25 protein-coding genes are annotated in these 25,518 nt (G+C 49.1%); 7 read left to right on the plus strand and 18 right to left on the minus strand.

The features are described 5' to 3' along the window. The first annotated feature begins 13 nt into the window (after positions 1-13). A complete protein-coding gene (locus KNO73_RS04030; protein WP_215112100.1) occupies positions 14-772 on the plus strand; it encodes a glucose 1-dehydrogenase in 759 nt (252 codons plus the stop codon). A gap of 16 nt (positions 773-788) precedes the next feature. On the opposite strand, the gene KNO73_RS04035 is transcribed toward KNO73_RS04030, so the two are convergent. Together KNO73_RS04035 and KNO73_RS04040 are read right to left on the minus strand one after the other, a co-directional pair. Then, positions 789-1,583: a helix-turn-helix transcriptional regulator gene (locus KNO73_RS04035; protein WP_215112101.1), complete on the minus strand. Its 795-nt coding sequence runs from the start codon at positions 1,581-1,583 to the stop codon at positions 789-791. A 151-nt stretch (positions 1,584-1,734) separates the two neighbouring features. After that, complete coding sequence (locus KNO73_RS04040) at positions 1,735-1,968, minus strand: DUF1294 domain-containing protein (protein WP_287471917.1); 234 nt, start codon at positions 1,966-1,968, stop codon at positions 1,735-1,737. 235 nt (positions 1,969-2,203) lie between these two features. Between KNO73_RS04040 and KNO73_RS04045 the strand changes: the two genes are divergently transcribed. Then, a complete protein-coding gene (locus KNO73_RS04045) occupies positions 2,204-2,992 on the plus strand; it encodes a LysM peptidoglycan-binding and 3D domain-containing protein (RefSeq protein ID WP_214812605.1) in 789 nt (262 codons plus the stop codon). Between the two features lie 46 nt (positions 2,993-3,038). Here KNO73_RS04045 and KNO73_RS04050 read toward each other — a convergent pair whose 3' ends face one another. Beyond that, positions 3,039-3,479 carry a cation:proton antiporter domain-containing protein gene (locus tag KNO73_RS04050; RefSeq protein ID WP_251024840.1) on the minus strand — a complete coding sequence of 147 codons (441 nt, stop codon included), beginning with the start codon at positions 3,477-3,479 and terminating at the stop codon, positions 3,039-3,041. Between the two features lie 242 nt (positions 3,480-3,721). Between KNO73_RS04050 and cls the strand changes: the two genes are divergently transcribed. Further along, the gene (gene cls, locus KNO73_RS04055; protein ID WP_215112102.1) at positions 3,722-5,188 is read left to right on the plus strand and encodes a cardiolipin synthase; all 1,467 of its coding nucleotides are present in this window, start codon (positions 3,722-3,724) and stop codon (positions 5,186-5,188) included. A 43-nt stretch (positions 5,189-5,231) separates the two neighbouring features. On the opposite strand, the gene KNO73_RS04060 is transcribed toward cls, so the two are convergent. The 5 genes from KNO73_RS04060 to KNO73_RS04080 all read right to left on the minus strand — a co-directional run bounded on the left by KNO73_RS04060 (position 5,232) and on the right by KNO73_RS04080 (position 9,812). Then, entirely contained in the window at positions 5,232-6,209 is a 978-nt protein-coding gene (locus KNO73_RS04060; RefSeq protein ID WP_214684264.1) for a hypothetical protein, read from the minus strand. After that, the gene (locus KNO73_RS04065; protein WP_012726320.1) at positions 6,206-7,234 is read right to left on the minus strand and encodes a DUF58 domain-containing protein; all 1,029 of its coding nucleotides are present in this window, start codon (positions 7,232-7,234) and stop codon (positions 6,206-6,208) included. The genes KNO73_RS04060 and KNO73_RS04065 overlap by 4 nt, the downstream gene beginning before the upstream one ends. Before the next feature lies 1 nt (position 7,235). Continuing rightward, positions 7,236-8,144, minus strand: coding sequence for an AAA family ATPase (locus tag KNO73_RS04070; protein ID WP_012726321.1), 909 nt, complete (start codon positions 8,142-8,144; stop codon positions 7,236-7,238). A 113-nt stretch (positions 8,145-8,257) separates the two neighbouring features. Further along, positions 8,258-8,956 (minus strand): amino acid ABC transporter permease, encoded by a 699-nt coding sequence (locus tag KNO73_RS04075; RefSeq protein ID WP_215112103.1) that lies wholly within the window; start codon positions 8,954-8,956, stop codon positions 8,258-8,260. 7 nt (positions 8,957-8,963) lie between these two features. Beyond that, positions 8,964-9,812: a transporter substrate-binding domain-containing protein gene (locus tag KNO73_RS04080; RefSeq protein WP_215112104.1), complete on the minus strand. Its 849-nt coding sequence runs from the start codon at positions 9,810-9,812 to the stop codon at positions 8,964-8,966. Positions 9,813-10,019: 207 nt separating this feature from the next. Between KNO73_RS04080 and KNO73_RS04085 the strand changes: the two genes are divergently transcribed. Next, positions 10,020-10,556 (plus strand): GNAT family N-acetyltransferase, encoded by a 537-nt coding sequence (locus KNO73_RS04085; protein WP_215112105.1) that lies wholly within the window; start codon positions 10,020-10,022, stop codon positions 10,554-10,556. 127 nt (positions 10,557-10,683) lie between these two features. Here the strand turns inward: KNO73_RS04085 and KNO73_RS04090 are convergent, their stop codons facing one another. From KNO73_RS04090 to KNO73_RS04115, 6 genes are all read right to left on the minus strand, one after another. Continuing rightward, positions 10,684-11,136, minus strand: a complete 453-nt coding sequence (locus KNO73_RS04090; RefSeq protein ID WP_012726325.1) for a GNAT family N-acetyltransferase — start codon at positions 11,134-11,136, stop codon at positions 10,684-10,686. A gap of 15 nt (positions 11,137-11,151) precedes the next feature. Then, the gene (locus KNO73_RS04095; protein ID WP_214684260.1) at positions 11,152-11,865 is read right to left on the minus strand and encodes an MBL fold metallo-hydrolase; all 714 of its coding nucleotides are present in this window, start codon (positions 11,863-11,865) and stop codon (positions 11,152-11,154) included. 11 nt (positions 11,866-11,876) lie between these two features. Next, positions 11,877-12,494, minus strand: a complete 618-nt coding sequence (locus KNO73_RS04100; protein ID WP_215112106.1) for an NUDIX hydrolase — start codon at positions 12,492-12,494, stop codon at positions 11,877-11,879. A 223-nt stretch (positions 12,495-12,717) separates the two neighbouring features. Continuing rightward, positions 12,718-15,123, minus strand: coding sequence for a DNA topoisomerase IV subunit A (gene parC / locus KNO73_RS04105; RefSeq protein ID WP_031423681.1), 2,406 nt, complete (start codon positions 15,121-15,123; stop codon positions 12,718-12,720). Between the two features lie 2 nt (positions 15,124-15,125). Then, positions 15,126-17,093 (minus strand): DNA topoisomerase IV subunit B, encoded by a 1,968-nt coding sequence (gene parE, locus KNO73_RS04110; protein ID WP_078147927.1) that lies wholly within the window; start codon positions 17,091-17,093, stop codon positions 15,126-15,128. A gap of 126 nt (positions 17,094-17,219) precedes the next feature. Next, complete coding sequence (locus tag KNO73_RS04115) at positions 17,220-17,624, minus strand: CoA-binding protein (RefSeq protein WP_074037001.1); 405 nt, start codon at positions 17,622-17,624, stop codon at positions 17,220-17,222. 340 nt (positions 17,625-17,964) lie between these two features. On the opposite strand from KNO73_RS04115, the gene KNO73_RS04120 reads away from it, so the two are divergent. Together KNO73_RS04120 and KNO73_RS04125 are read left to right on the plus strand one after the other, a co-directional pair. Beyond that, positions 17,965-19,008, plus strand: a complete 1,044-nt coding sequence (locus tag KNO73_RS04120; protein WP_214684254.1) for a GGDEF domain-containing protein — start codon at positions 17,965-17,967, stop codon at positions 19,006-19,008. A gap of 15 nt (positions 19,009-19,023) precedes the next feature. Continuing rightward, positions 19,024-20,037: a tyrosine-type recombinase/integrase gene (locus KNO73_RS04125; RefSeq protein WP_215112107.1), complete on the plus strand. Its 1,014-nt coding sequence runs from the start codon at positions 19,024-19,026 to the stop codon at positions 20,035-20,037. 62 nt (positions 20,038-20,099) lie between these two features. On the opposite strand, the gene KNO73_RS04130 is transcribed toward KNO73_RS04125, so the two are convergent. Genes KNO73_RS04130 through KNO73_RS04140 form a run of 3 tightly spaced genes read right to left on the minus strand, consistent with a single transcriptional unit; the run spans position 20,100 to position 23,675 of the window. After that, a complete protein-coding gene (locus KNO73_RS04130; RefSeq protein ID WP_215112108.1) occupies positions 20,100-21,239 on the minus strand; it encodes a hypothetical protein in 1,140 nt (379 codons plus the stop codon). Beyond that, complete coding sequence (locus KNO73_RS04135) at positions 21,236-22,447, minus strand: hypothetical protein (protein ID WP_215112109.1); 1,212 nt, start codon at positions 22,445-22,447, stop codon at positions 21,236-21,238. The genes KNO73_RS04130 and KNO73_RS04135 overlap by 4 nt, the downstream gene beginning before the upstream one ends. 55 nt (positions 22,448-22,502) lie before the next feature. Beyond that, positions 22,503-23,675, minus strand: coding sequence for a MalY/PatB family protein (locus KNO73_RS04140; protein WP_215112110.1), 1,173 nt, complete (start codon positions 23,673-23,675; stop codon positions 22,503-22,505). A gap of 116 nt (positions 23,676-23,791) precedes the next feature. Here KNO73_RS04140 and KNO73_RS04145 point away from each other — a divergent pair, with 116 nt between their 5' ends. Then, positions 23,792-24,445 carry a M48 family metallopeptidase gene (locus KNO73_RS04145; RefSeq protein WP_215112111.1) on the plus strand — a complete coding sequence of 218 codons (654 nt, stop codon included), beginning with the start codon at positions 23,792-23,794 and terminating at the stop codon, positions 24,443-24,445. 21 nt (positions 24,446-24,466) lie between these two features. On the opposite strand, the gene KNO73_RS15045 is transcribed toward KNO73_RS04145, so the two are convergent. Then, positions 24,467-25,372, minus strand: coding sequence for a methyl-accepting chemotaxis protein (locus KNO73_RS15045; protein WP_215112112.1), 906 nt, complete (start codon positions 25,370-25,372; stop codon positions 24,467-24,469). Between the last annotated feature and the right edge of the window lie 146 nt (positions 25,373-25,518).

Genomic DNA, 25,518 nt, shown 5'->3' on the forward strand with positions numbered 1-25,518 from the left:
GGAGGAATGAGGAATGAAGCTTTCAGGAAAAACGGCAATCGTCACTGGCGCAGGTTCAGGCATGGGGCGGGCCATCGCCAAACTGTTTGCGAAGGAAGGCGCACGGGTCGTCGCCTTCGACTTGAATGAAGATGCTGTGCAGGCGGTGGTTGATGAAATCAAAGCAGCGGGTGGGGAAGTTCTTGGCATTGCTGGTAACGTGACGAATCAAACGGATGTCGACAACCTCATCGGTACGGCGAAAGACACGTTCGGATCGGTCGACATTCTCGTCAATAACGCGGGAATCATGGACAACTTCCTGACGGTGGGGGAAGTGACAGATGAACTATGGGACAAAGTCCTTGGCGTCAATTTGACCGGACCGATGAAATTAGCGCGTGCCGCCATCCAAGTGATGGAGAAACAGGATCGTGGTGGCGTCATCATCAACAATGCGTCCGTCGGAGGACTGTTCGGCACTCGCGGGGGCGCGGCGTATGTCGCATCGAAACATGCGTTAATCGGATTGACGAAGAACATCGCGGCGACCCATGGCACGCTCGGTAAGATTCGTGCCAACGCCATCGCACCGGGTGGGGTCAATACGAATATCGGGTCAACCATCACGGCACCGAGCGAACTCGGGATGCGTGCCATCCAAGGTGCGGGGGAAGCGCCGATGGGTGAGCCCGAACAAATCGCGAACGTCGCCCTCTTTTTAGCATCGGATGATTCGAGCTTCGTGAATGGTGATGTTTTGAAGGCAGATGGTGGATGGACCGCAAGATAAAGGAAAAGAGCCGAAATTACTCGGCTCTTTTCCTTTGGTATTGTTTTCGATAGGCGAGCGGGGTGATCGAATGATGTGCTTTGAATGTCTGTACGAAGTGACTGACGCTTGAGTAGCTCAGGCGATTGGCGATGTCAGCAACCGATTCAATCGAATCCATTAATAGAGTTGCGGCCCGGTCCATCCTTTTAACTTGGACATACGCAAGTGGAGAGGTGTTCCCGAACGTAGTAAACAACCGACAACATTCACTGCGACTTACATTACCCGCAGTCGCGATTCGAGCTAACGTGGGCTTATATTCTAGATGAGACTCGATATAAGCGAGCATCAGACGAAGGCTCTCCCGTTTGTTCTCATTCTTCATCACTTCACCCTCTTGCTGAATCCAATAGCGCCAGATGACCGTACACTGCAGTGTGGCATCCATCAATGCGAGTGGTCCGTCCGCAGATAGATGTTGCACAGCGCGTTCAATCGTCTGAATGATCGATTGATTCACGCGTTCCTGCTTTAACATATGTATGGATTTTTCGGAAGTAAGATACGGTGTTACATATCGTTTCGCCAACTCGGGATGGAACAATTCGTCCGGATCAAACTCAAGAAGCCTCATCTGCGACGATTCCTCGATTTTCTCCACCATCACACTTTGTCCTTGAGCCAAGAGAAGGGCTTCTCTTGAATGAAGAGTAAGGCGCATTCCGTTCACCAAAATCACGGACGTCCCAGACTCGCACAAAAGAACAGTGAAGCGATCCGTCACCCGTAGAGTCAATGGGCCGTGACGAATCATCTCGATACTATTCAAAATAGTCTTCCTCCTCATTTCGGAATTTTCCCGACATTTCATTTCGATTGTTCACGGAGAAACACTTTAGAACGAGCATGAAATGGGACGAACCCGATATTTCTCATCACCATCCAATAATAGATGTGATCAAGTTTCTTCTATATAAGGATTAAAAGATCAACCATCCTGTGAACGCAGCATGCACGAGAATCGCGACAGGTACCCCAATCCGGAATTTCGGCTTCAATGTCTTATGTCGGAAGATGCGCATCGCCACATAAGCACCGAACGCCCCACCAATCCAAGCCATCGTCAGCAATGTTCGCTCCGAAATACGCCAAGCTCCCACGCGAGACCGTCGTTTATCGACAAAATATGACACAAACGCTAGTAAATTAGTCACAATGTAATATAGCAGTAATAGTTCCAAAGACCAAAACCTCCTTATTTCTCTCCTTATTATATCTTAGAATGGCTCTAGAAAGCCGTTTTTATGGATTAAAACAATTTTCTGAATCCTCTCATCCTCGTGAATTGTTCTGTAAATGAACTGATAACACTCTCATATCGTCCTGTAATCGCTGTGAAATATACAGGTGTTACAGTAAGGGGGCGTTAGAAAAGGGAGGAATATTCTTATGAAAAAACCACTATTGACACTAACGGCACTCGCTGGCCTTAGTTTAGGAGTCGCTGCTCCAGCTTCGGCAGCATCAACACACACAGTTCAGTCTGGAGATACACTCTATCGTATCGCCGTGAACAACAACGTCTCTGTAAATGACATCAAACAAGCGAACGGCTTAAACTCAAATATGATTTATCCGAACCAAGTCTTGAAACTTGGAAAGGCAGAAGCGAAATCACAAGCTTCTACTGCATCTAAAACGTATACAGTTAAATCAGGTGATACACTTTATCGTATCGCATTGAACCACGGGGTCTCTGTCAATCAATTGATGACTTGGAACGGTCTTAATTCAGATCTTATTTTCCCTGGACAAGAGTTCGCCGTGAAAGGTGCAGCCGCTGCATCTGTAGCGAATGATGCGAAGACAACAACACCGAAGACATCGACATCAGCACCAGTTACGAAAACTGCATCGTCTACAACGCAAACCCAAGCTCCGGCTTCAGGTCAGACAATGACAGTGGAAGCGACAGCTTATACACCATATTGTGCAGGATGTTCTGGTATCACAGCGACAGGAATCGACGTTCGTTCGAACCCGAACCAAAAAGTCATCGCGGTTGACCCTTCTGTCATTCCGCTCGGCTCTAAAGTATGGGTTGAAGGATACGGAGAAGCCATCGCAGGAGACACTGGTGGTGCCATCAAAGGAAACAAAATCGATATCTTGATGCCGACACAAGAGCAAGCACTTGCTTTCGGTCGCCAATCAATCACAATCAAAGTCTTGAACTAATTCAAGCTGATTAAAGACACTGCCATCGGGCGGTGTCTTTTTTTGTCTATATCTTCTCCCAAGGATTCTTCACTTTCGTCAGTCCGAGTCGCTTCGCGAGTGGTTTAATCGTCAATCCATGTGGGGCGACAGAGGTTACGACTAAACCGAGTGTGATTGGCAACATCCGTTCCGCATCTTCAATTCCCAGTTCGGCAATCTCTTGTGCAAAGAAACCGGTCACCGTCATCGCAACAATACCTCGAGGGGCAATCCAGGTGATGAGTGCCCGTTCTTGCACGAATAGTGGAGAACCGAGGAGCGACGTCTGCACCGAGATCGGTCGGACAAAAAATAAGATTCCGAGAATCGACAAGAGGAGAGGCCAGTCGAAAATGGCGAGTAAACTATCACGTGTCAAACTTGCCGTCAGAATGATGAAGACTGTCGAAACCAGTAAAATCGAAATGTTCTCTTTAAACTCACGAAGCTGTTTCAGAATATGCATATGTCCATGCTTTGAATTTGCATCCCTGCAACCGTCATAATCAAGAAGGCTGGGAAGTCAAAACGCCAAGCGAGTCACTGCGAAAGTGCACCGATGAGGACAAGTAAGCTGAACCCAATCATCATGTCTTCCATAAGCTTCCCCCGTTTCTTCACTTCTTCATTAATGTATACCCAAATCAGGAAAAACATTTGCTAAGATAGTCTGATTTCGGGTAAAAATTGAAAAAAGGGAGGGATACCATGGAAGTGACTATCGGACTCATTATCGTCATCATGACTTGGCTCATCTTATTGCTTAACCTCACGTTTGCAATCACCATTATCTTTTTTGAAAGGCGTGACATTGGAACGACTTGGGCGTGGTTACTCGTCCTCTTCTTCTTGCCTCTCATCGGATTCTTCGTCTACATCTTCTTCGGTCGATTGATCAAATCTCAAAACTTTTATGAAGTCGAAGAAGAGAAACGTGAAGCGTATCATCATCATGTGGCGGAGCAACTTGACCAATTGGACCAATCCATGGCACCGTTCAATCATCCACTTCTATTGAAGCACCGACGACTCGCACGATTGAATCTCGTATCGACGAATGCGATGATGTCTTTCCAGAACGATATCGACGTCCTTCACGACGGAAAAGAGAAGTTTGATCTACTGTTTAGAGATATTGAACAGGCGACGAAAGAAGTGAACATTCAGTATTACATCATCCAAAACGATGCACTGGGTCAATCGTTAATTCGCTTATTGACCGAAAAGGCAAAACAAGGATTACGTGTCCGACTCCTCTACGATGCGGTAGGCTCGAGGGGACTGAGGCACAAACACTTTAAGGACCTGCTGGCCCACGGTGGGGAAGTCAAATCGTTCTTTCCGTCCAAACTCGACATCAACTTCCGCGTCAACAATCGAAATCACCGAAAGCTCTGCGTCGTTGACGGAGAACTTGGTTATATCGGCGGCTTCAACGTCGGGGATGAGTATCTTGGAAAGGATGAGCATTTCGGTTATTGGCGAGATGTTCACTTACGAATTTCAGGCGACGCCGTTAAGGAATTGCTCGAACGATTCATCCTGGATTGGAATCGCTCTGTCCCGACACGAACGAAGGCACAGAAAGACGACTTTGTTTGGCCAATCGAAGGAATTGCTCGTCATGCGTCCCCGGTTCAAATCGTGACATCGGGTCCAAACTCGTCGACGGAGCATTTAAAGAATATGCTCGTCAAAATGATCACCCAGTCGAAAGAATGTATCTATATCCAGACTCCCTACTTCATCCCGGATGCAAGTTTCCTTGATGCCTGTCGAATCGCCCTGATGGCGGGTACTAAGATCAAACTGATGATCCCGAACAAGCCCGACCATATGTTTGTCTACTGGGCGACCTATGCGAACGCTGCGGAGCTCGTACGTTACGGGGCAGAAGTGTTCACGTATGAGGAAGGATTCCTTCATGCGAAAACGCTCGTCATTGACGGAGAAGTCGCATCAATTGGGACGACGAACATCGACGCCCGAAGTTTCCGCCTCAACTTTGAAATTTCAGCGCTTGTCTTCGACAAAGCCATCGCTCAGTCCGTCATCGATGCGTTCGAGCGAGACGAGGCACGCGCTGAGCGGCTAACCATCGAACGTTATGAATCGAGGACACGTTGGATTCGCTTCAAAGAGAGCGTGTCCCGCCTTCTCAGTCCAATTTTATAATGAAAAACATCCGGTCAGAAGGAACTCCTCTGCCGGATGTTTTTTAGCGTTTATTAACTTGTTCAACGAGTCGTTCGAATGAATCACTGATTGCTTGTGGCGCTTCCTTGTCCCCATACTCTGCGGCCTCTAACCAATCTGCATAAAGCCTGTGGTCCGTGAACTCGATTCGCTGCAACCAATCAGCCACCGTCTCTTCCCGAAGACGTGGGTGCTGCTGTTCTAACTTTCGTCCCGTCTCAAGAAGGCGAATCTGGCGAGGCGAGCGGACAATCCGCTTATCTGAGAGTGTCGGGTGGTGAATACTCCTAGGAATCATTCCATCTTCCTGGATGTCTTTTCGCTTCTGCAGATAGAAGAACAATCCTACTCCAAGAAGCAAGATCATTACAAACACTCCGATATAGAACAGCGAGTTATTCGATGCGGACGCGAGCAATGTCTCTTGCGCCACTGTCTCCGCATCTAGGTTCGGGTTATTCGGTACGAGGAAGCGGTTTACGCGATCATTCGGGTCGAGTACGATTCCATCAAACCAGCTCCCAATCCACAAAAAGAATGGAGTGATCCAGGCGACGACATTACCAAACAATAGCTCTTTAATCGTACGAATGATGAGAGAGACAATCAGCCCGATGCCTAGGCCGACGGTCAACATCGTCACCATCCGCTTGTAGTCGCGACGGTAATACAGGTTTCGTTGCCAAATCAAAAAGATGAACGGAAAGAGCACCATCGCGAGCGATTGCGATGCCGGGGGGAATAACCAGTCCGCCACCAAAAACAATACGCTCGCCATCGCGTAACGGTCCGTCCAATCCAACGTCCGAATGAATGCATGAACGTATGTGAATATCAAAAGCATGATGCTCATCTCATAAGAGAAATAAAGGGCACCGACGCTCATGATCGTCTGCACAATCAGTTGTGTATTCCGAGGGAGACGAAGTGTCAATAAGAAGAGCAATGGAAACACGTGCCCGATGTAAAATGCTGCGAAGACCCACCATAACCATCTCATTGACCGTCACCCCCCAAGCGGAGAATCGACTGATTCCCACTGTATTTGGCGACCTTTCGTTCAAACAAGGAGCGAGCAAGCGGAAAATCACTCTCGGACAGACAAGCGAACGTCGTCATAATCTTCCGAAAATGTACCTCACCACTTCCCGGTTGAAGGTCATACGTGATTCCATCCTTCGTAAGCGTCGGGACAATCAGACCGTAACTCGCATTTTCTTTCTCGAAATCACGGCATAATGCGGCAGCTTGCGAGATGAGGCGCTCCATCTGATAGGTGAGGGCACGCCCATCCTTCGTCAACAAGTCGAGGACGATGACATATTCATTTGCTTGTACCGGTTGCTCGGTACGGGCCAGCAGTTCGCCCGTCTTCGCATAGGCAGACCAATATAGCTGTCGCATCGGTTGCCCATGATATGGAGTGACCGATTGGAACGTCTCCGGGTCACGATAGGCACTATGACGAACCATCTCCTCACCTGGGAGAGTAGGGGGACGTTTCGGAATCGGATAGGGCGAAAACTCAGGGAAGACATAGCCGATGCGTGGGAGTGAGTCCTCTTTATAGAGCGAGAACATGCGTAACGGATCCCGAATTTCCATCCCGATAGCCTCAAGGCGGATGGGACCACGCTTCTTCGCATGGAGCGGGATTGTGAAGTCGACAGTCGCATTCGTCTCGACAAAGTTCTCCTGACGCCAAAACGCATGTCCTTCTGATTCCACGGTCGGATGCAAATAGCCGGATAGGCGGACAACGCCAAGCGGGACTTTTGCCGTCGACACAAGTTTCAAGACATAGACGGCCTCGTCATTCGGAAAGAGTTTCATCTCCTCAGTGAGGTCGACATGGATTTGTTCTGCCAATCGAAACATAAAAGATGGCATGACCAGTGCATAGAGACTGAATCCAATCAATAGACTGGCAATCAAGACGTTCCCATAAAGTGCCGTGAAGACCCCGACGACGAACAGGAGCCACATATAGCCGGACTCGAGATAGCGTGGGCTGACTAACTGCATCTTACACCTCTGAGGGGACCGGGATGGTCTCGAGTACAGATTTGATCAACTTTGACGGCTTCGTCTTCAGCGATGCTTCAACCGTCAAGACGATTCGATGCCCTAAAATCGGAAGCGCGAGTGCCCGAATATCTTCCGGTGAGACATAGTCCCGTCCTTCCATATAGGCATGAGCCCGAGCCGCCATCGTATATGCGAGCGTCGCTCGTGGACTTGGTCCGACCTCGATGTCGCGATGGTGACGGAGCGATTCCATCAAATCCAGCAAGTAATCTTCCATCGCCTCGTGGAATCGGACATCTCGTACCTCTTGCTGCATCTTTAACAATTCGTCCTGTTGCAGAGAGAAGGATTCTGAAGCGAGATGCTCATTGCGAATCAGTCGTCGTTCGGAATCTCGTGAGAGGGGAGCAAGTGTCAATTTGAATAAGAAACGGTCCAATTGAGCCTGCGGGAGCGGGAACGTCCCTTGCCCGTCGAACGGGTTTTGTGTAGCAATCATAAAGAATGGTTCCGGTAACTTGAGCGACACTTCCCCGAGTGTCACTTGACGTTCCTGCATCGCCTCGAGCAACGCGGATTGTGTACGTGGTGTCGTCCGGTTGATCTCATCGACAAGTAGAATCGACGTGAAAATCGGACCCGTCCGGCGTTCGAACGCCCCGGTCGTCGGATTGAACAACTCCATTCCTAATATGTCACTCGGCAATGTATCCGGAGTACATTGTACACGCTGGAATGTCGCCGAGATGGAGCTTGCTAAACTACGGGCGAGTGTAGTTTTGCCTGTGCCGGGACGGTCCTCGAGTAAAACGTGACCTCCCGAGAGTAGCGCAATCGAAGCGAGCTTGATGGCTTTCGATTGACCAATGACTTGATCATTCAAATGTGAAACCCATGGATGGTTCATTCAAAATCCCCCTATATTTTTCTGATAATTAAGAAAATCATAGCATAATCGGTTCAGGAGATGTATCAAAAATCAAATTCACTAAAAAAGACCGACCGGCATAAGCCAGTCAGTCAACGTTTCGGAGTATCTAAATATCGTTCAAAATGACGTTCGAGCCATTCTTGGAAGAAGGACATGAACGTACAGATTGCCCAGTAGATCAACGCCACGACGATATACACTGTCATGTAGTCGAACTCCCGACCACCGACGATCTTGGCCTTGTTGAAGATCTCAGGTACCGTGATCATCGCGGCGAGCGAACTGGCTTTAATCAAATCGAGAAAAACGTTCGAGAGCGGCGGAAGGGCGATCCGTGTCGCCTGTGGTAAGACGACCCCCTTCAATGTTAGCCATTTCCCCATCCCGAGTGAACGAGCCGCCTCCACCTGTCCGTCATCGACCGCACGAATCGAGGAGCGGATGATCTCAGCGATATAGGCGGCGGAATTCAAACTGAATCCGAGAATGGATGCCGTCAAAGCGGCGAACTCGATCCCGATGAACGGGAATCCCGAATAGAGGATGAACAGAATGATCAAGATGGGTACGCCACGCATGAACGAGATATAGAAAGTTGACGAGTATCGAAGGAGTCGTGTCGGAGACAACTTCCCGAGCGCCAACAAAAGACCGAGCAAGAGACCAAAAAACATACTGACGAACGAAATCCAAAGCGTATTCGGTAATCCACCCAATAGATAAGGAAATGATTGAATCGCCAGGTCTACGTCAAAGATGGCGTCCCATTTAATATCTGAGAACGTCATGCCGTCATTACTTCGTTTCGACGATTGTTGCGTCTACGTCTGGTTCTACCGAAACATCCGCGCCATTGTAGAATTGCTCAGATAGTTTCTTGACCGTACCATCTTCAAGCATCTCATCTAGTACACGGTCGATATTCTCCTGGAGCTCGTCATTTTCTTTGTCCATCAAGAAAGCGACTTCTTGTGGGTTATAGGCGATATCCGGGTGAATCGTGATATCAAACTCAGGGAAGAAGGCAAGGGCCAACGTCTGAAGGTAATAGTCATTCAAGATGACATCGGTCCGTCCTGTTGAAACGTCGCGCAAGTACTGATCGTTCGTCGCGTTGTCATAGATGACATCTTCTGCACCATATTCTCGAGCCACGTCCATGAAGACAGTCGTCGCCTCACCAGCGGCTTTCTTACCTTTCAAGTCCTCGAGTGATTCGATTCCAGAGAGGTCGCTCTTGCGAACGATGGCCGTCCCGTACGTGTATTTATACGGTTTTGAGAAGGCAAACTTCTCTTTACGGTCTTCTGTTACCGAGATATCATTCGCTGCCACGTCGATTTGACCGTTCTGTACACTCGTCAACATGTTGTCAAATGCCGTTTCTTTGAATTCGATCTCGAGGTCAAGACGCTTGGCGACTTCTTTCATGAGTTCGACATCAAATCCTGTCAACGTGTCACTCTCTTCTTCACGGAAAGAAGCGGGGTAGAGGGTACCGGCCGTACCGACCGTCAATGTGCCTTCTTCTTGAATCTCTTCCCAGCGTGTCGTATCTGCTTGATCCGTGCTATCATCACCACAAGCAGCAAGTGGGATTGCTAAAAATAAAGTTGCTGCCAAACCTTTAGTCGTTCGTTTCACAAGAATTCCTCCTTAGATGGTTCATCTGTCTAAAAATAGCATGACTTCAGCGGTCTAGCAACTGTGAAGCATGTATTAAACAGGTGAAATTAAAATTTGAAACGTTTATTCATAAAGCGTTATCATTCCTATGAATACTAAATTCACACGAATGATACAGAATTAAAAATTAAGTGAGACAGAATCGATATTGAGGAGGCGGAGCGTATGAGTTTGATTCAAATCATTGCCTTAGATGAGGCGCATATTCATATTGTAAACGATGCAAATGATCCTTTTCCGATCATCGGACGAATCATGCCAAGTTATATGGATGGAAAATGGACATATGTCGAAGAATTAGATGAAGAAGTCAGAGAGATAACATTTCCGGACGATCGATTAGACTGGAAACAATATATCGAACATGACAGTCGCATCCTGTTTTTAGCGATGGATGCAGATGAATGTGTAGGACAAATCCGACTCGTGAAGGATTGGAATCGATTTGCATACATTGAAAATATCGCGGTCCGTCAAACACATCGTAAGCGTGGAATCGGAAAACTGTTGCTTGAAACAGCCAAACAGTGGGCAAAAGAAAAACAGCTGATCGGCTTATCGCTTGAAGCGCAGAACGATAACTTGATTGCATGTCGCTTTTATAGAAAAGAGGGATTTCAACTCGGAGGCGTCGACACGATCAAACAATACGCGAATCCACAAATCGAGTTGACCTTGTATTGGTACAAGATTTTTAAGTAATAGGGAGCTTTAAAATAGAGAAAAAATTGCTCTATTTTTATTAGTTTACATAACATATATTATCAGTAAAAATAATATCTCATCTCATTATCTTAGTATACTTATGATAGTGAGATGAGATTTGAATTTAAGACGTATGCGTATACCGGATCAATGTGACGCCATGTTCTGGTTCGAATTCGGCACTCGGTTCAAATCCAAGTTTCGTATACAGACGCTTCGCCGGTCCGTTATGCTTGCCCGTATGCACGTAAATCAACTTTCCTTTGTGAATGCTCAATATGTGTTCGAGTAACGTCGTCGCCAGTCTCGCCCGAAAGTATGTCGGGTCGATACATAGTTTCGTGATTTCAACAGTTTTCTCAGATGCTTCCACCGTGACAAACCCAATCAACCGCTCCTCGATATATAAGCCATAACTCGTGCCTGGTAAGTTTTGAATGACATCAATCGTCTCATAGCGCGCTGGGATTTCGTCAAACCCGAGCAGTTCCGCTTCGACAGCATAAGCGTTACGTTGAATCTCGAGCATCTGTTGGGCTTGCTCAAATTGATGAATGGCAACTTCTTTCAGCTGCATGGTGCAACCCTCCCGTTAACGGATAAACTTTCTCGCCTGCTTCCGTTTCGCCCGTTTCAACGCCAAATAGAGCCGGTGTGTCCCTTTGAGTGGCGGACCGTGCCCTACGAAAGTAAGGAGTGGTGACAAGTCCACTAGCCGCTCCGCACTCTCGACGGCAACGGACCGATTCCATGTCGCGAGTCCTGGTAATGGGAATAACGGCCGAACATCTCCCGCCACCGCTGCCCCTCCCTGAGTTTGAAAAGCGTCACCTGCAAATAATACCCGATTTACCTCGTCATAGTACGCAATTGACCCTGGTGTATGACCCGCTGCATCGAGGACACGTAAACCGAATAACCGCTCACCAATATCTAGTACCGCATCCGGTGTAGAACGAATCGTCGGCAAAGAACCACGAATCTTGTTCTGCTCTTCTTCCTCTAGCGACCGATCTCCCGATAAGAGGCGGGCATCACGTCGGGAGATGAAGAGTTCAGCGAGCGGATGCTCTGCTTTGATGGTGTCCACCCCACCGACATGATCCCCATGAGCATGCGTTAACAATATCGCGAGGAGTGGCTTGTCTAGCTCGGCGATATACGATAGGATATCGGTCGCGTTCCGCTCCAGCGCCGTGTCGATCAAGACGAGTCCGAGCTCATGCTCAAACAGTTGAACGTTGATTGGCAGTACGGGAGCGTAAAAGGTCAGTTGATGGATATGTCCATATCGTCTTACTTGCATCATTGAGCCTCCTAGTCGAATAAAGTGGTCCAGTCTTCTTCTTGCCAATGCGCGTCAAAGCATATATGAATCTGTTCGATCGTATTTCGGGCAAGGGAGAGCTCAGGTAAATCGTCTCGTTCAAAGAAACCGACGTCACTCGTCTCCACGCCGGCGCTCCCCTCCCCGTCACCAATCAGTGCACACTCGATGAAAAGTTTGTAATAATGCTCCGAGAGAGGTGGGTGTGGATGTTCATGCATATCGAACAAGGCGAGCAACCGTACTGGAATCACATCCAGGCCAGCCTCTTCCTCTACTTCTTTGATGATATTCGAAGCAGGAGAGCGATTCACTTCACAGAAGCCACCGGGTAAGGTCCACAACCCATCTGACCGCTCCTTCACGAGCAGGATTCGATCATCTTTGAAGATGACGCCTCGCACATCAAGTTTCGGTGTCGGATAACCGTCCACATGAACGAGTTGTGAGATGGCCTCGTCCGATAAGTCCGAGTGCCGTTCATACATCTCTCTTGCGATTTCTTGTAACTCTTGGTACCGTTCTCGGTCATATTGATCACGCGTGAACGTCAGACCGGCCTGAGACAGCGCCTGAATTCGTTTCGCCCATGTCAGCCATTGAGACATATAGATCCCCCTATCTTTTGTCCTACATGTCTTTTTCGGCAAATCGATGCATTCTTCCTTTTCAGAACCCACATTCTCTGATGTCAGCTTTCCATCACGTATACGAATAACAATTGGTCGAGATGCACACGCGGCACCATCGACGACAACAACACGATCTAGAGACATGGCTACGACAAAAAGACCTGTGAACGGCGAGTCAGCCAAATCACAGGTCTTTTGATTAATCGAGATACACGTCCTCGATTTCACCGAACGAGTCTTCGTCAAAGACGAACGAGCCGTTGGCATAGCGATCGAGTAGCGTAAGGGTTTTTGTCTTTACTTGTTTTGCTTTTTCTTTTCCGACGATATGAAGAGTCTCATCCCCATGCACCGGAAGCACACGACGGATTTGGTGCGGTTTTGATTTGACCTCACGAATGAGCATCGTCCCCCGAAGGTTGCGGTTCGTACAGTCGAACTGGTCCTCGAGCTTCATCTTCTTGACCGCTCCCCGTTGCGTCACGAGAACGAATAACGGTGGCGTGAAGAAGGAGAAGGCATCGGCGACGAGGTCACCGTCTTTCAGGTTCATCGCCTTCACACCGGCTGCCCGCTGTCCGACGACAGGGACATCATCCTCTTTGAACCAGAGACCGTATCCACGCTCTGAGACGAGGAACAACTGCCCTGGACCGTCACTGATTCCGGCGAAGACGACCTCGTCGTCACCTTTCAGCTTCAAGGCCATGAGTGGTTTCGATTTCCGCTGCGCGTCGTAGTCGCGTAACGGTGTACGTTTGACCATCCCGTCTTTCGTCACGAAGAGGCAATGGGCGTCCGTATCGAACGTCGAGACGACGTCTGCCGAGATGACCTGTTCCCCTTCAATCGGAACGAGGTTGGCCACGTGTTGTCCGGCATCCTTCCACTTCGATTCTGGAATCTGATGGATCGGGATGAGGAGGTAACTACCCTTGTTCGTCCAAACGAGCAAGTGGTCCGTCGTCATGGCTTGTGTCGTGAGAAGCGGACGATCCTTCTCTTTCATCTCCGGTAAAACGTCACTTGACGCGCCATACGAGCGCATCGAGGCACGTTTGACGTACCCGTCACGGCTGACGAATACCATCGTCTCTTCGACAGCAATCATAACTTCCGTCTTCAGTTTTAATTCCTCAACTTCCGACTCGATGACCGAACGACGGTCATCTCCGAACTCGTCACGCAATGCCGTAAGTTCTTTCACGATCAACTTTCGTTTTGTCGCGTCCACCTCGAGGATGTTTGAGAGGCGGGCAATCTCTTTTTGGAGCGCCTTTGCTTCTTTTTGCAACTCAACGATATCCGTATTCGTGAGTCGATACAACTGGAGCATGACGACCGCTTCGGCCTGGCGTTCCGTAAATGAGAACCGCTCCATCAGTTTCTTCTTCGCGTCCGCTTTATCTTTTGCGGAACGGATCAATTCGAGCGTCTCATCGAGGACCGAGATGGCTTGTTCCAAGGCGTCGACGATTTCGGCACGTTTCTTCGCCTGCTCGAGCTCGAACGTCGTCCGGCGTGTCACGACCTCTTCGACGTGTTTCAAATAGGCGTCAATGATTGGGATAATTCCCATCTGTTTCGGCGTCCGGTTCACGATGGATACCATATTGTAGTTATAGGCGAGCTGTAGGTCCGTATGCTTCAAGAAGAAGTGAAGGACACCTTCCGCGTCCGCTTCTTTCTTCAATTCGATGACGACCCGAAGGCCCGTCCGATCCGTCTCATCACGGACTTCCGCGACACCTTCGACTTTTTTATCGAGACGGAGCTCTTCCATCTTTTTGACGAGGTTCGCCTTATTCACTTCATACGGAAGTTCGGTGATCGTGATCTGTTCACGGCCACCTTTTAGCTGCTCAATCTCGGACTTCGCCCGGATGATGACCTTCCCTTTACCGGTCTCGAACGCCTTTAAGATACCGTCTTTCCCCATGACTGTCCCACCAGTAGGGAAATCAGGACCCGTGACGTACTCGAGTGCGTCTTTCGCCGTATCGACCTGGCCCTTCAAGCGTGCGATGGCGAGGTTGAGGACTTCTGTCAAGTTATGCGGTGGGATTTCCGTCGCATAACCGGCCGAAATCCCTGTCGTTCCGTTCATGAGTAAGTTCGGAAGGAGCGACGGCAAGACGAGCGGTTCTTCTGTTGAATCGTCAAAGTTAGGTGTATAATCGACCGTATTTTTCGCAATCGACGTCAGCATGACACCCGCAATCTTCGAGAGACGGGCTTCCGTGTAACGCATGGCCGCCGCCGGGTCACCATCCATCGATCCGTTATTCCCATGCATGTCGATGAGCGGATATCGGAGTTTCCAATCTTGTGAGAGGCGTACCATCGCCTCATAGACGGACGAGTCACCGTGCGGGTGATAGTTCCCGATGACGTTCCCGACCGTCTTGGCGGACTTCCGGTAAGGCTTATCGTTCGTATTCCCCTCATGGTGCATCGCATATAGAATCCGGCGCTGTACAGGCTTGAGTCCGTCACGTGCGTCCGGTAAGGCACGGTCTTGGATGATATATTTTGAGTAACGCCCGAACCGGTCACCGACGACCTGTTCGAGAGATAGGTTTAAAATGTGTTGAATCGTCGACATCGTTACATCACTTCCTCAATCGCTTTAGTCACATGTTCATTGGCGATGATCGAATCATCTTCCTGGAGTCCGAAGGCGACGTTCTCCTCGATCCACTCACGGCGATGTGTGACGTTGTCACCCATCAAGACCGATACACGCTTGTCCGCGACAGCCGCGTCGTCCACCGTGACACGGATGAGCGTACGGGTATCCGGATTCATCGTCGTCTCCCATAACTGGTCCGCGTTCATCTCACCGAGACCCTTGTAGCGTTGGAGGATATAGCCTTTCTTATACACTTTGACGAGCTTCTCGAGCGCCTCTTCGTCCCAGGCATAGTCGAACTGTTCGGACTTGCCTTTCCCTTTTGAAATGCGATAGAGCGGTGGCAAGGCGACGAACACACGGCCCGCCTCGACGAGCGGTCGCATATAACGGAAGAAGAACGTGAGAAGGAGCACTTGGATATGCGCACCGTCCGTATCGGCATCCGTCATGATGATGATCTTGTCGAAGTTGCAGTCATCCAAGTCGAAATCGTGACCGACCCCGGCGCCGATTGCATGGATGATCGTATTGATTTCTTCATTCTTCATGATGTCCTGAAGTTTCGACTTTTCTGAGTTGATGACCTTCCCGCGTAGTGGGAGGATGGCTTGGAACGTACGGTCGCGCCCTTGTTTGGCGGAACCACCGGCCGAATCACCCTCGACGAGGAACAGTTCGTTCTTGGCGGCATTCTTCGACGTCGCCGGCGTCAATTTCCCGTTCAAGATGCTCGAACGTTTCTTTTTCTTCCCGTTACGTGCCTCTTCACGGGCCTTTCGAGCCGCCTCGCGAGCCTGAGCCGCACGAATCGCCTTCTTGATGAGCATCGTCGCCATCTGAGGGTTCTCTTCTAGGAAGATCGTCAACTGTTTCGCCATAACGCTGTCAGCACTCGCGCGTGCCTCTGGTGACCCGAGTTTCGACTTCGTCTGCCCTTCGAACTGGAGGAACTCTTCCGGGATCCGGACCGAGACGATGAGCGTGAGTCCCTCACGGACGTCGCCGCCGTCGAGATTTTTATCTTTCTCTTTGAGTAAACCGTTCTTCCGTGCATATTCGTTCATGATTCGGGTCATCGCCGTCTTGGCACCGACCTCGTGCGTTCCACCATCGCGTGTCCGGACGTTGTTGACGAACGAGAGCACATTTTCGGAATAGGCGTCCGTGAACTGAAACGCGAGTTCGATTTCGATCTCATTCTCGACCCCTTCGAAATAGACGATTGGGTGGAGTGTCGCCTTGTCGTCGTTCAAGTATTGGACGAACTCGGCAATCCCTTCCTCGTAATGGAACGTCTCTTGCTTCTCCGTACGCTCATCAGTGAGTGTGATCGTCAATCCTTTTAAGAGGAAAGCCGATTCACGGAGGCGTTCGGCGAGCGTGTCATAGTTATACGTCGTCGTTGAGAAGATGGTCGCATCCGGTTTGAAATAGACACTCGTGCCGGTTTGGCGTGTCTTGCCTGTCTCAATCAGTGTCGTTTGAGGCACACCGCCGTCTGCAAAGGTCTGTTCGAACACTTTTCCGTCACGATAAATCGTCACGACGACCTTGCTCGAGAGAGCGTTGACGACCGAAGCACCGACGCCGTGGAGTCCACCAGACGTCTTGTAGCCGCCTTGTCCGAACTTACCACCAGCGTGAAGGACCGTAAAAATGACTTCTGGAGTAGGCTTTCCAGAAGCGTGCATTCCTGTCGGCATCCCACGTCCGTGGTCACGGACCGTGATGGCATCGTCCTTATGAATCGTCACATCGATTTGACCACCGAACCCAGCGAGCGCCTCATCGATCGCGTTGTCGACGATTTCATAGACGAGATGGTGAAGTCCGCGATGGTCGGTTGACCCGATGTACATCCCCGGTCGTTTCCGCACGGCCGTGAGTCCTTCGAGCACCTGGATGGCGTCTTCATTGTAATTAAATAGATCTGTTGACATAGCAGTCACCTCAATTTCGAACACACGTTCGTTTTTCTTTCCTATTGTATAGCTGTTCATCGATTCTGGCAAGCCTCCCTTGTCAGCCATCGCTGAAAAAAAGGAGACCTACCAAGGAGGTAGGTCTTATCCGAGTAGACGAGCATGTTCCACGTACAGGCAGCGGTTCTCGATATAATCGAGCCCGGCGTCACGCACGATTTGCTCCGCCTCAGCACTTGAGAGACCGAGCTGGTTGAAGACGAGCCCGACATCCCCATGTCGTACCGCATCTTCCGCGACACCCGCTAAAAATTCGCTGCGACGGAACACGTCGACGATATCGATTCTACCCGGGATGCTCTCGACGGACGGATACGCCTTACGGCCGTTCCACTCCTCGAGCATCGGGTTGACAGGGATGACGGTATACCCGACACGAAGCAAATACTCCGCAATCTGGTTGGCCGTCTTGTTCGGGTTGTCGGACACACCGACGACCGCGATGGTCTTCGCTTCAGACAAAAGTTGCTTCAAACGCTGATCATCCATCCAAAATCCCCCTTTGGTTTACGTTTACAGTGTAACGTTACCTTCCTTCCTGTTTCAAGTCTTATTTTCATCATAAGGTATAATGACTCAACATTACAGTTTCAAGACAAACCAATATGGTTTACATAACAAATTATTGTCTACCATTTATTTTGCTATAAAATCAATCAGTCGATTAACCACTCGATTTAGAAATAATCATGTAACTCACGAACATTGCGTGAAATATCTATTTCACGCAACGATACATACGAAATTAGGACGTTTTTTAAAGTCATTTTACGGACTTCTATACAAATTTAATCATTGTTTCGTTATACTAAAAGAAAGGAGGTGTGTGATGGGAACAACCTATGAAACTCGTCGAGGAACACTATATAACGAACGAATTACTTTTTACGGCAATGTCATCGCTTGGTTGGTCCACTTCCTATTTTGCATCTTGTTTTATCGTTTGGATATGACTCTCTTATTCCTATCAAATGGCTTGAGTGTGATCTATTACACGATTTCATTCTACTTTGTACATAGGCGGTGGTACGGCATCTTCTTTACCGGACTTTTTATCGAAGTCGTTTACAACGCCGTCATCTCGACCGTCATTCTCGGTTGGGAGATCAACATGCATTATTTCATCCTCATGATGGCCTATGGTGTCTTTTTCATGCCAAGCGTATCCAGAAGCCAACGCATCTTGACCACGGCCATCGCGATGTTGATTTATAGCCTTCTGTTCATCTATGTGTCCGACGGCATCGAGACCCTACCGATTCAGGTGGAACAAGCGCTCGGACTCTTTTGCATCCTATCGACCGTGGTGATGATCGCAGGGCTCTCCTTCATCTTCGAGTCAGCCGTTGTCGAAGTGACAGATGAACTCGAACGATCCAATGAGCGATTGCAGATCCTAGCGTCTACGGATGGATTGACCGGACTATTGAACCGAAAAGTTGGGCATGAACAAGTTTCTAAAGCAATCGACAAAGCCGCTCATGAAGGCGTTCCGTATGCAATCGTTCTCGGTGACATCGATCGATTCAAATCGTTTAACGAGACGTACGGTCATGATTGTGGGGACCGGGTGCTTCAACAAGTGGCCTCCATATTATCCGATATCGACGGCATGGCCGTCCGCTGGGGAGGAGAGGAGTTTCTGGTCTACCTATCGAGTCCGTCCGGTGACTTCCTTCCAATCGTCGAGCAGTTGAGACAACAAATCGAGTCGACCCCTCTCCATTACGCAGGAGAACGTCTTCATGTCACAATGACATTCGGACTTGCGGTTCGTGTTGGTCACGATACGGTCGAAGAGATCGTCAAAGAAGCGGACAACTTCCTTCGTGAAGGGAAGCGTAGCGGAAAGAATCAAGTGAGAACTACATGAAGAAAGGGGCATTCTATGAGTATTTTCCGTCAACTTGGACAGCGGCAGACACCGACGACGACGAAACGCTTCGAGTTGAACGGGTTGCACCGACTACCCGCATTCATCCAACAGTTTTTTCATCATTTAGCAGCGAAGCATTATTCCAAACAGACGGCCCAGCGCTATGTGTATGACGTTTTAGATTTCTTTCGTTGGGTCGAGCACGTTAGTGGTACTGAGTTAGAGCCTGAAACGATTGACTTGCCATCATTCACAGAGATTGACCATGCCGGAGCAGAAGCGTATGCGACTTATCTTGCCCTCGATCTCGATAATGCTCCGAGCGTCATCAATCGGAAGCTTTCAACGTTACAGTCACTCTTCAATTACTTAATCGAGACCAATCAAGCAACGGTGAATCCTTTTCAAACCGTAGAACGCCCGAAACGCGGCAAACGGAACCCCGTCTATTTGACGGAATCGGAGTGGGTCGATTTCTCGACGCTCGTACGTAGCAATGTCGGCATGACGAATCGCGAGGCGAGTTGGTACGAAATGAATCGCGCGCGAGACTTTTTAATCATACAGTTACTCGGACTGACAGGAATGCGCGTATCCGAGCTCGTCGGACTCAATTGGTCCGATATCAACATTGAGACCGGAACGATTCGGGTCATCGGTAAAGGCAATAAGGAACGCTTGATCCCCATCGCAGGACCACTTCTTCCACTCCTCTCTGAGTATCGCGACACGTCGAGCGAAGGGGCGGTGTTCCAAAATGAGAAGGGGCAACGAATCGCTGTACGGACGGTTCAGCATATGTTGAAAGGGCATATTGACCGCTTAAAGCCTTACCTGCCGTTCTTGAGCTATAAACAGGTAACGCCACATAAACTCCGTCACACGTTCGCTTCACGTCTCGCCATGGGGGGCGTCGATGTGCTCACGATTCAACAGCTTCTCGGGCATGAATCTGTGGCAACGACACAAGTCTATGCCCATATCGGAGATGAACGGAAAAAACACGCAATATCGGGTTTACAATAATATGTTATGTAAACTATATATCCAAATATAACCACCACCTATATAATGGGTGGTGGTTATATTCATGTGCTGGACATTGACAAAATCAAAATGGCATCATCGATGACCATAAAATAGGCATTGTCATAAGTGAGACGTTCTTCCGATTCTAAATCGAAAATCACGACACCGCTCGTAAGTCCTTCCGTATATTCATGGACGAGATAGCGGCGACCGATGACGCGTTCGAACGGTTCCACATCGATATAACGCGCACCGGTTGCGAGGTCGATGACTTCTGAGTGAATATCTGTCTCATCAACTTTGATAAAAATCGTCGAACTAATATCGTCGTACGTGAAATCAATCGGTTCATAAGCACCCCAATCGACGACCGATACTTCATGTAAGACATCGGGACCCGTCAAATCATAGATGACCTCCTCATTCAACGAGTCAACAAACGCGGAGAATCGAAGCGTCCCTTCATTTTCTCCTAGATATTGGACCGTGTCCCCTTCCCCTTGGAGACGGAGGATATCATCGAATGGCAATTCACCCCGTTGATCCCATATCGCCTCGACCACCTCCTCGAGTGGGCAAATCAAGAGTGCCTCGGAATGGTCAATCGGGTCGTCAGGAGAGATGCGCCCATCATCGAGTGCATTGTAATAGTCAAACTCATCGAGTCTCGCGTTGCAGACGATGTATGGAACACCATCGAATGTGGTCGTGAACAAATACAATTCTCGGAAACGTTCCGTCTCACCGACAAGACGCTCATCCCGAATACGCTCCCGTTGATTGGTCACGCGATCATAGAGCCACGCCTCATCCGATGATTCAAACGCCGTCAAAAAGAGGAAGTAACGATGATCCAGTACCCAGAACAATGTGCTATTTCCACGCTTCTCAAACGTCGTGACCACTTCTTCGGTGCCCGCCTTGTAAGAGAAGGCGATCAACTCTGTTTTGACCACCCCTTCACCGTCCGGGACCTCATTTATAAAATAGACGATGTCTCCATCGACGAATAGTTTAGGATAACCGTAATCCGCGTACTCCCTCCGGTTCAATTGTGTGATCACGCCATCCTCATCGTCAAAGCGATAGAGCGAGAATGTCGTGCGATCTTTCTTCTCTCGATAGTAGACCGAGGTAGGGGTAACGGCGATCACATCTTCATGATCGATTGGCATGGCTCGTGCGTCAACGATTCTCATAAAGCACCTCTCTCGTGTCCGGATTCAGCGGGTTCGACTGTCACAAGCCCAGGTGGTCTTTTCGGGAACGTGATCCGTAGATGAGCATATTCAATCACATTCTGATGCGGATGGTTCTTGTCAATCCAGCGAATCCGTTGTTGATTCGCGAGGGCATGCCCGATCTTTTCTTCCATTTGGAATTTGGAGATGTCACGAAACGCGACTTCTTGAATGTATGTTTCCTCATCGGTTTCAAACTGTTGCCAGATTCCCATGATCAATTGACCGAGGGATGAGACACGCCGTTCAGGGAGCGTGACCGTCCCTAGTGTTCGACTCACTTCCTTCAGACACTCGTTCGGGTCGTCCGAGACGGCAAATAGTCGTTTTGCCGTGTTGTTCATGACGCGATAGCGACGTTTCCCACTTTCAAGCCTGAGCACCTGCGCGTATGGTTCAACCGGGACACCATGAAAAAATGTTTCCGTTCCGCCCCATGCGAATCCAAACGACGGGTCAAACTTCCGGATCGTCTGCATGAAGGACATCATAAAGTCCTCGACTTCTCGTCTTTCGAGTCGAAGCCATTCGGCCAGGGCGAGGGTTCCTTTCTCTTTCGAAATCCTATCGACCGGGAAGAAGAGCTCACCATCCGATAGACGATGAGGTTTCAATTCGACGCCGTCAGCACGATAATCGGTCGACGGCCTCCCCCCTCTCCCCGCGTAGATGACCCACTCATCGTCTGTGCTTTCGATGGCATAGGCTTGATGTGCCCACGGTGGCGTCACGTATAAGGCGGGATACTCCTCGAAGGTGTCGAGGTGAATGTACGAACGGTCATTCCAAAGGTGGGCGACGAGGCGTACGACCTCCCCTGTCTCCGAATCTTTTGGGGCGATGTAATTTCCGGTATCTCCGATGAACGTCAAAATGTGAAAACCATACCCGTTATACAGGTGACGCACAATTCGTTCAAAGACGGCTGTCACCATGCGTTCAAATAACGGATGATCTTCATTCCGATTGAGCGTTGGCGAATCGACCGTACACATGAGCCAACCCATCCGCTCATATAGACGAACTCGGAGCGGATAAGAGATCAACGGAGAAGAACTCGCATGAATCTCAGTCAAGCGGATATTGGACATGTTTTCGACTTGCAAGGTGAAGCCGCTACGTCTTAACTGTTCCTCCATCTTTTTCTTCCAGTTGATCGTCTCCATCCCATTCACTCACTTTCTCTCATCATCTCATTGTGAATTTTTCCCGATTCTCGTTTTACACAAACGCTTTTCGTTCCATTTGCGCGCTCAGTCGCTGAATCGCCTCGTCCAATAGTTCACGACGTGTCCCAATATTCATCCGTTCGAATGATTGACCTTGAGGACCGAACGGACTACCCGGTGACAAGAAGATTCGGACGTCTTGATGCAGCCAAGACGTCCGCTCCTCGGCTGACATCGGTAACTCTGAGAAGTCAATCCAAAGCAGATAACTCGCTTCCGGACGGGTCGTATGGAGCATCGGGAGGTTTGATTCGATGGAATCGATCACGTCATTCATTTGTTGCTCCAATTCTTCCCGTAACTGGTCGAGCCAACGTTCCGCGCGGCTGTCGGTATAGGCGGCGATGATGGCCGTGTTCGCGAACGGTGTCGGGAGCACGTGATGTTTGTTCTGTACTTTCGTGATTTGCTTCCGCCACTCATCGACCGGACAAATGATGTAGGACGCAAACAATCCGGCGATGTTAAATGCTTTTGAGGGCGCACTCACCGTGATGACACGTGGGTCGAGTGTGCCGATTGCGGTATGTTGATGAGACGGGAACGTTAAGTCTGCATGAATCTCGTCAGCGACGACGATCACCTCATATTGATTCGCGAGTGCTACGACCTTCTCTAGTTCCGCTCTCGTCCAAACACGTCCAACTGGATTATGTGGGGAACAGAGTAAGAAAAGTTTCGCTTGTTTCATCGCTTCCTCGAGTGCGACAAAATCCATCTCGTAGCGTTCGTCAGTTTTTTTCAACGGGGCATCGAACACTTGTCGCTTGGAACCGACAACGAGTTCGTGGAATGGTGGATAGACAGGTGACTGGATGACGACGCCATCTCCGACTTCAGTCAACGCCTCGACGATATGAGTCAACGCAGGCACAACACCGCTAGAGAATAACACATGGTTCGGGTCTACAATCAAATCGTGACGTCGGCCGTACCAATCACTGACCGCCTTCTGCGCTTCAGGTGCGAACAATGTATACCCGAATTCCCCTTGAGCGGCTTTTGCGGCGAGCGCCTCGGAGATGGACGGGGCAGTCCGGATATCGATATCCGCTACCCAGAGTGGTAACACATCATCTGACAAACGGAACCATCGCTCCAACCCGTCCCACTTCACCGAATTCGTACCTTTACGTTCAAGTTGTTGTTGTAAAATTGATTTCATGTTCATCCCTCCTCCTCTTACTGTATCAAAGTTGATTCGACTACGTGCCAAAAAAAGCATGGCAGTTTTTTGCCGACTTCGTTATACTCGATCGAGATAAGTAAGGAGGCACAATAATGCGTGTTACCGTCATTCGAAACAAACGAAGAAAAAGAGCTGCCTTTTATGTCACACCGGAAGGAATCGAACTCCGGGTCCCGGCTCGATTGCCAAAACGTCTCGTCGACCGCGCACTAGAAGAGCACGACACATGGATTCGTGAGACGTTGCAGAATCTTCCTCAACAGACGTCTGTTCTCGATGAGGGGCTCGTTTTTCATGGGAAAAACTATCCGACCAAGATAGATAATGGCACGACTCTCCGATTTGACGGCTCCTCATTTTTCGTTCCGAGGAGATGGGACGAAAACGCCCTAGCTAAACATTATGAGGCATGGCTGCGCGACCGCGCGCTTGAATATGTAATCAACCAGGCACCGACTTACGAAAGACTATTAGGCGTTAAAGCGAAAAAGATTCGGATTGGTCATCAAAAGACACGGTGGGGATCATGTAGTTCGAATGGAACCATCTCCATCAATGTCCGCCTCATGCTGGCGCCGAAAGAAATGATGGACTACGTGATTGCTCATGAGTGGGTGCATCTCGTCCACTTCGATCACTCAGCTTCTTTTTGGAGAACGTTACAAAAGATTTATCCGAACACCGCTACAGCGAAAGATTGGTTGAAACGACACGGACATACGTTACAATTCAAAAAAACCGACTGACCCCGTGTAGGGTCAATCGGTTCACAGGTTGGATGTAAATGTGTCGGCCGTATCATGTAACTCGGCTGCTGCCTGCTCGAACGTATGGAATTGCTCCATCGTCTGTTCCATCGTTTTTGCACTTAACTGAATCTCTTGATTGGACGCAGTGACACCTTCTACAATTTTCCGAAGCTCGACGTTCATCCCTTCCGTGTTCGAGTTGACGTCGATGACCGCACGTTCAACCATACGGGAGAGGTTGCGGACCTCAGTCGCAACCACATTAAATCCAAGCCCGTGTTCACCTGCTCGTGCCGCTTCGATGGCAGCATTCAGGGACAATAGATTCGTTTGTGCCGCAATCTCTTTGATCGACGAGGCAATTTTCGCGATGTCATCGGCTTGACGACGCAAGTTCTGAAGGGCATGGAGGTTGTCCGCGGCATCTTTCGCAAGCTTTTCAATCGTTTCATTCAATACTTTCGTGTCTTGCATGCCTGTCTTCGCCCGTTCGTCGAGCACATCGGTCATCGATTTAAAGCGATACGCATAATCCTCAATCACTTGTTGCCGTGCGGTGATGTCCGATGCGATCTTGACGACACCGATGACATCATCTCCTTCAAAAATTGGCATATACGTCGCCTCGAGCCAAATGGTTTCCCCTTTTGCATTCTCACGCTCCACTTTATCCGAGAAACTGAAACCATTCCATAATTTCTCCCAAAATGCCGAATACTCTGGACTATTGACAAAGGAAGAAGGGCAGAACAAGTGATGCTGCATGCCAATCATCTCCTCGCGTCTATATTTCATTGCTTTCGCAAACGTATCGTTCACATCGACGACCCGGCGTTGACGATCGAATCGAATTATCGCCATATTCGTCTCGATGGACCGGAATACGTCATCTGAATGGATATTTTTCTGGTTCAAAGTACTCATAAAGTGTATTATCCTTCCTTCATCATAGGATTTTCGTACCAAATCGTGATATACAGTGTACCGTACCAAACAACTTATCATCGCCACGTTTTTTTACAGAAGGTTAATATCTTGATTTTGAAGTATTTACCATATAAAAAGACGCC

This window comes from Exiguobacterium sp. s83 (assembly GCF_018617095.1).
GTDB classification, from domain to species: domain Bacteria; phylum Bacillota; class Bacilli; order Exiguobacteriales; family Exiguobacteriaceae; genus Exiguobacterium; species Exiguobacterium profundum.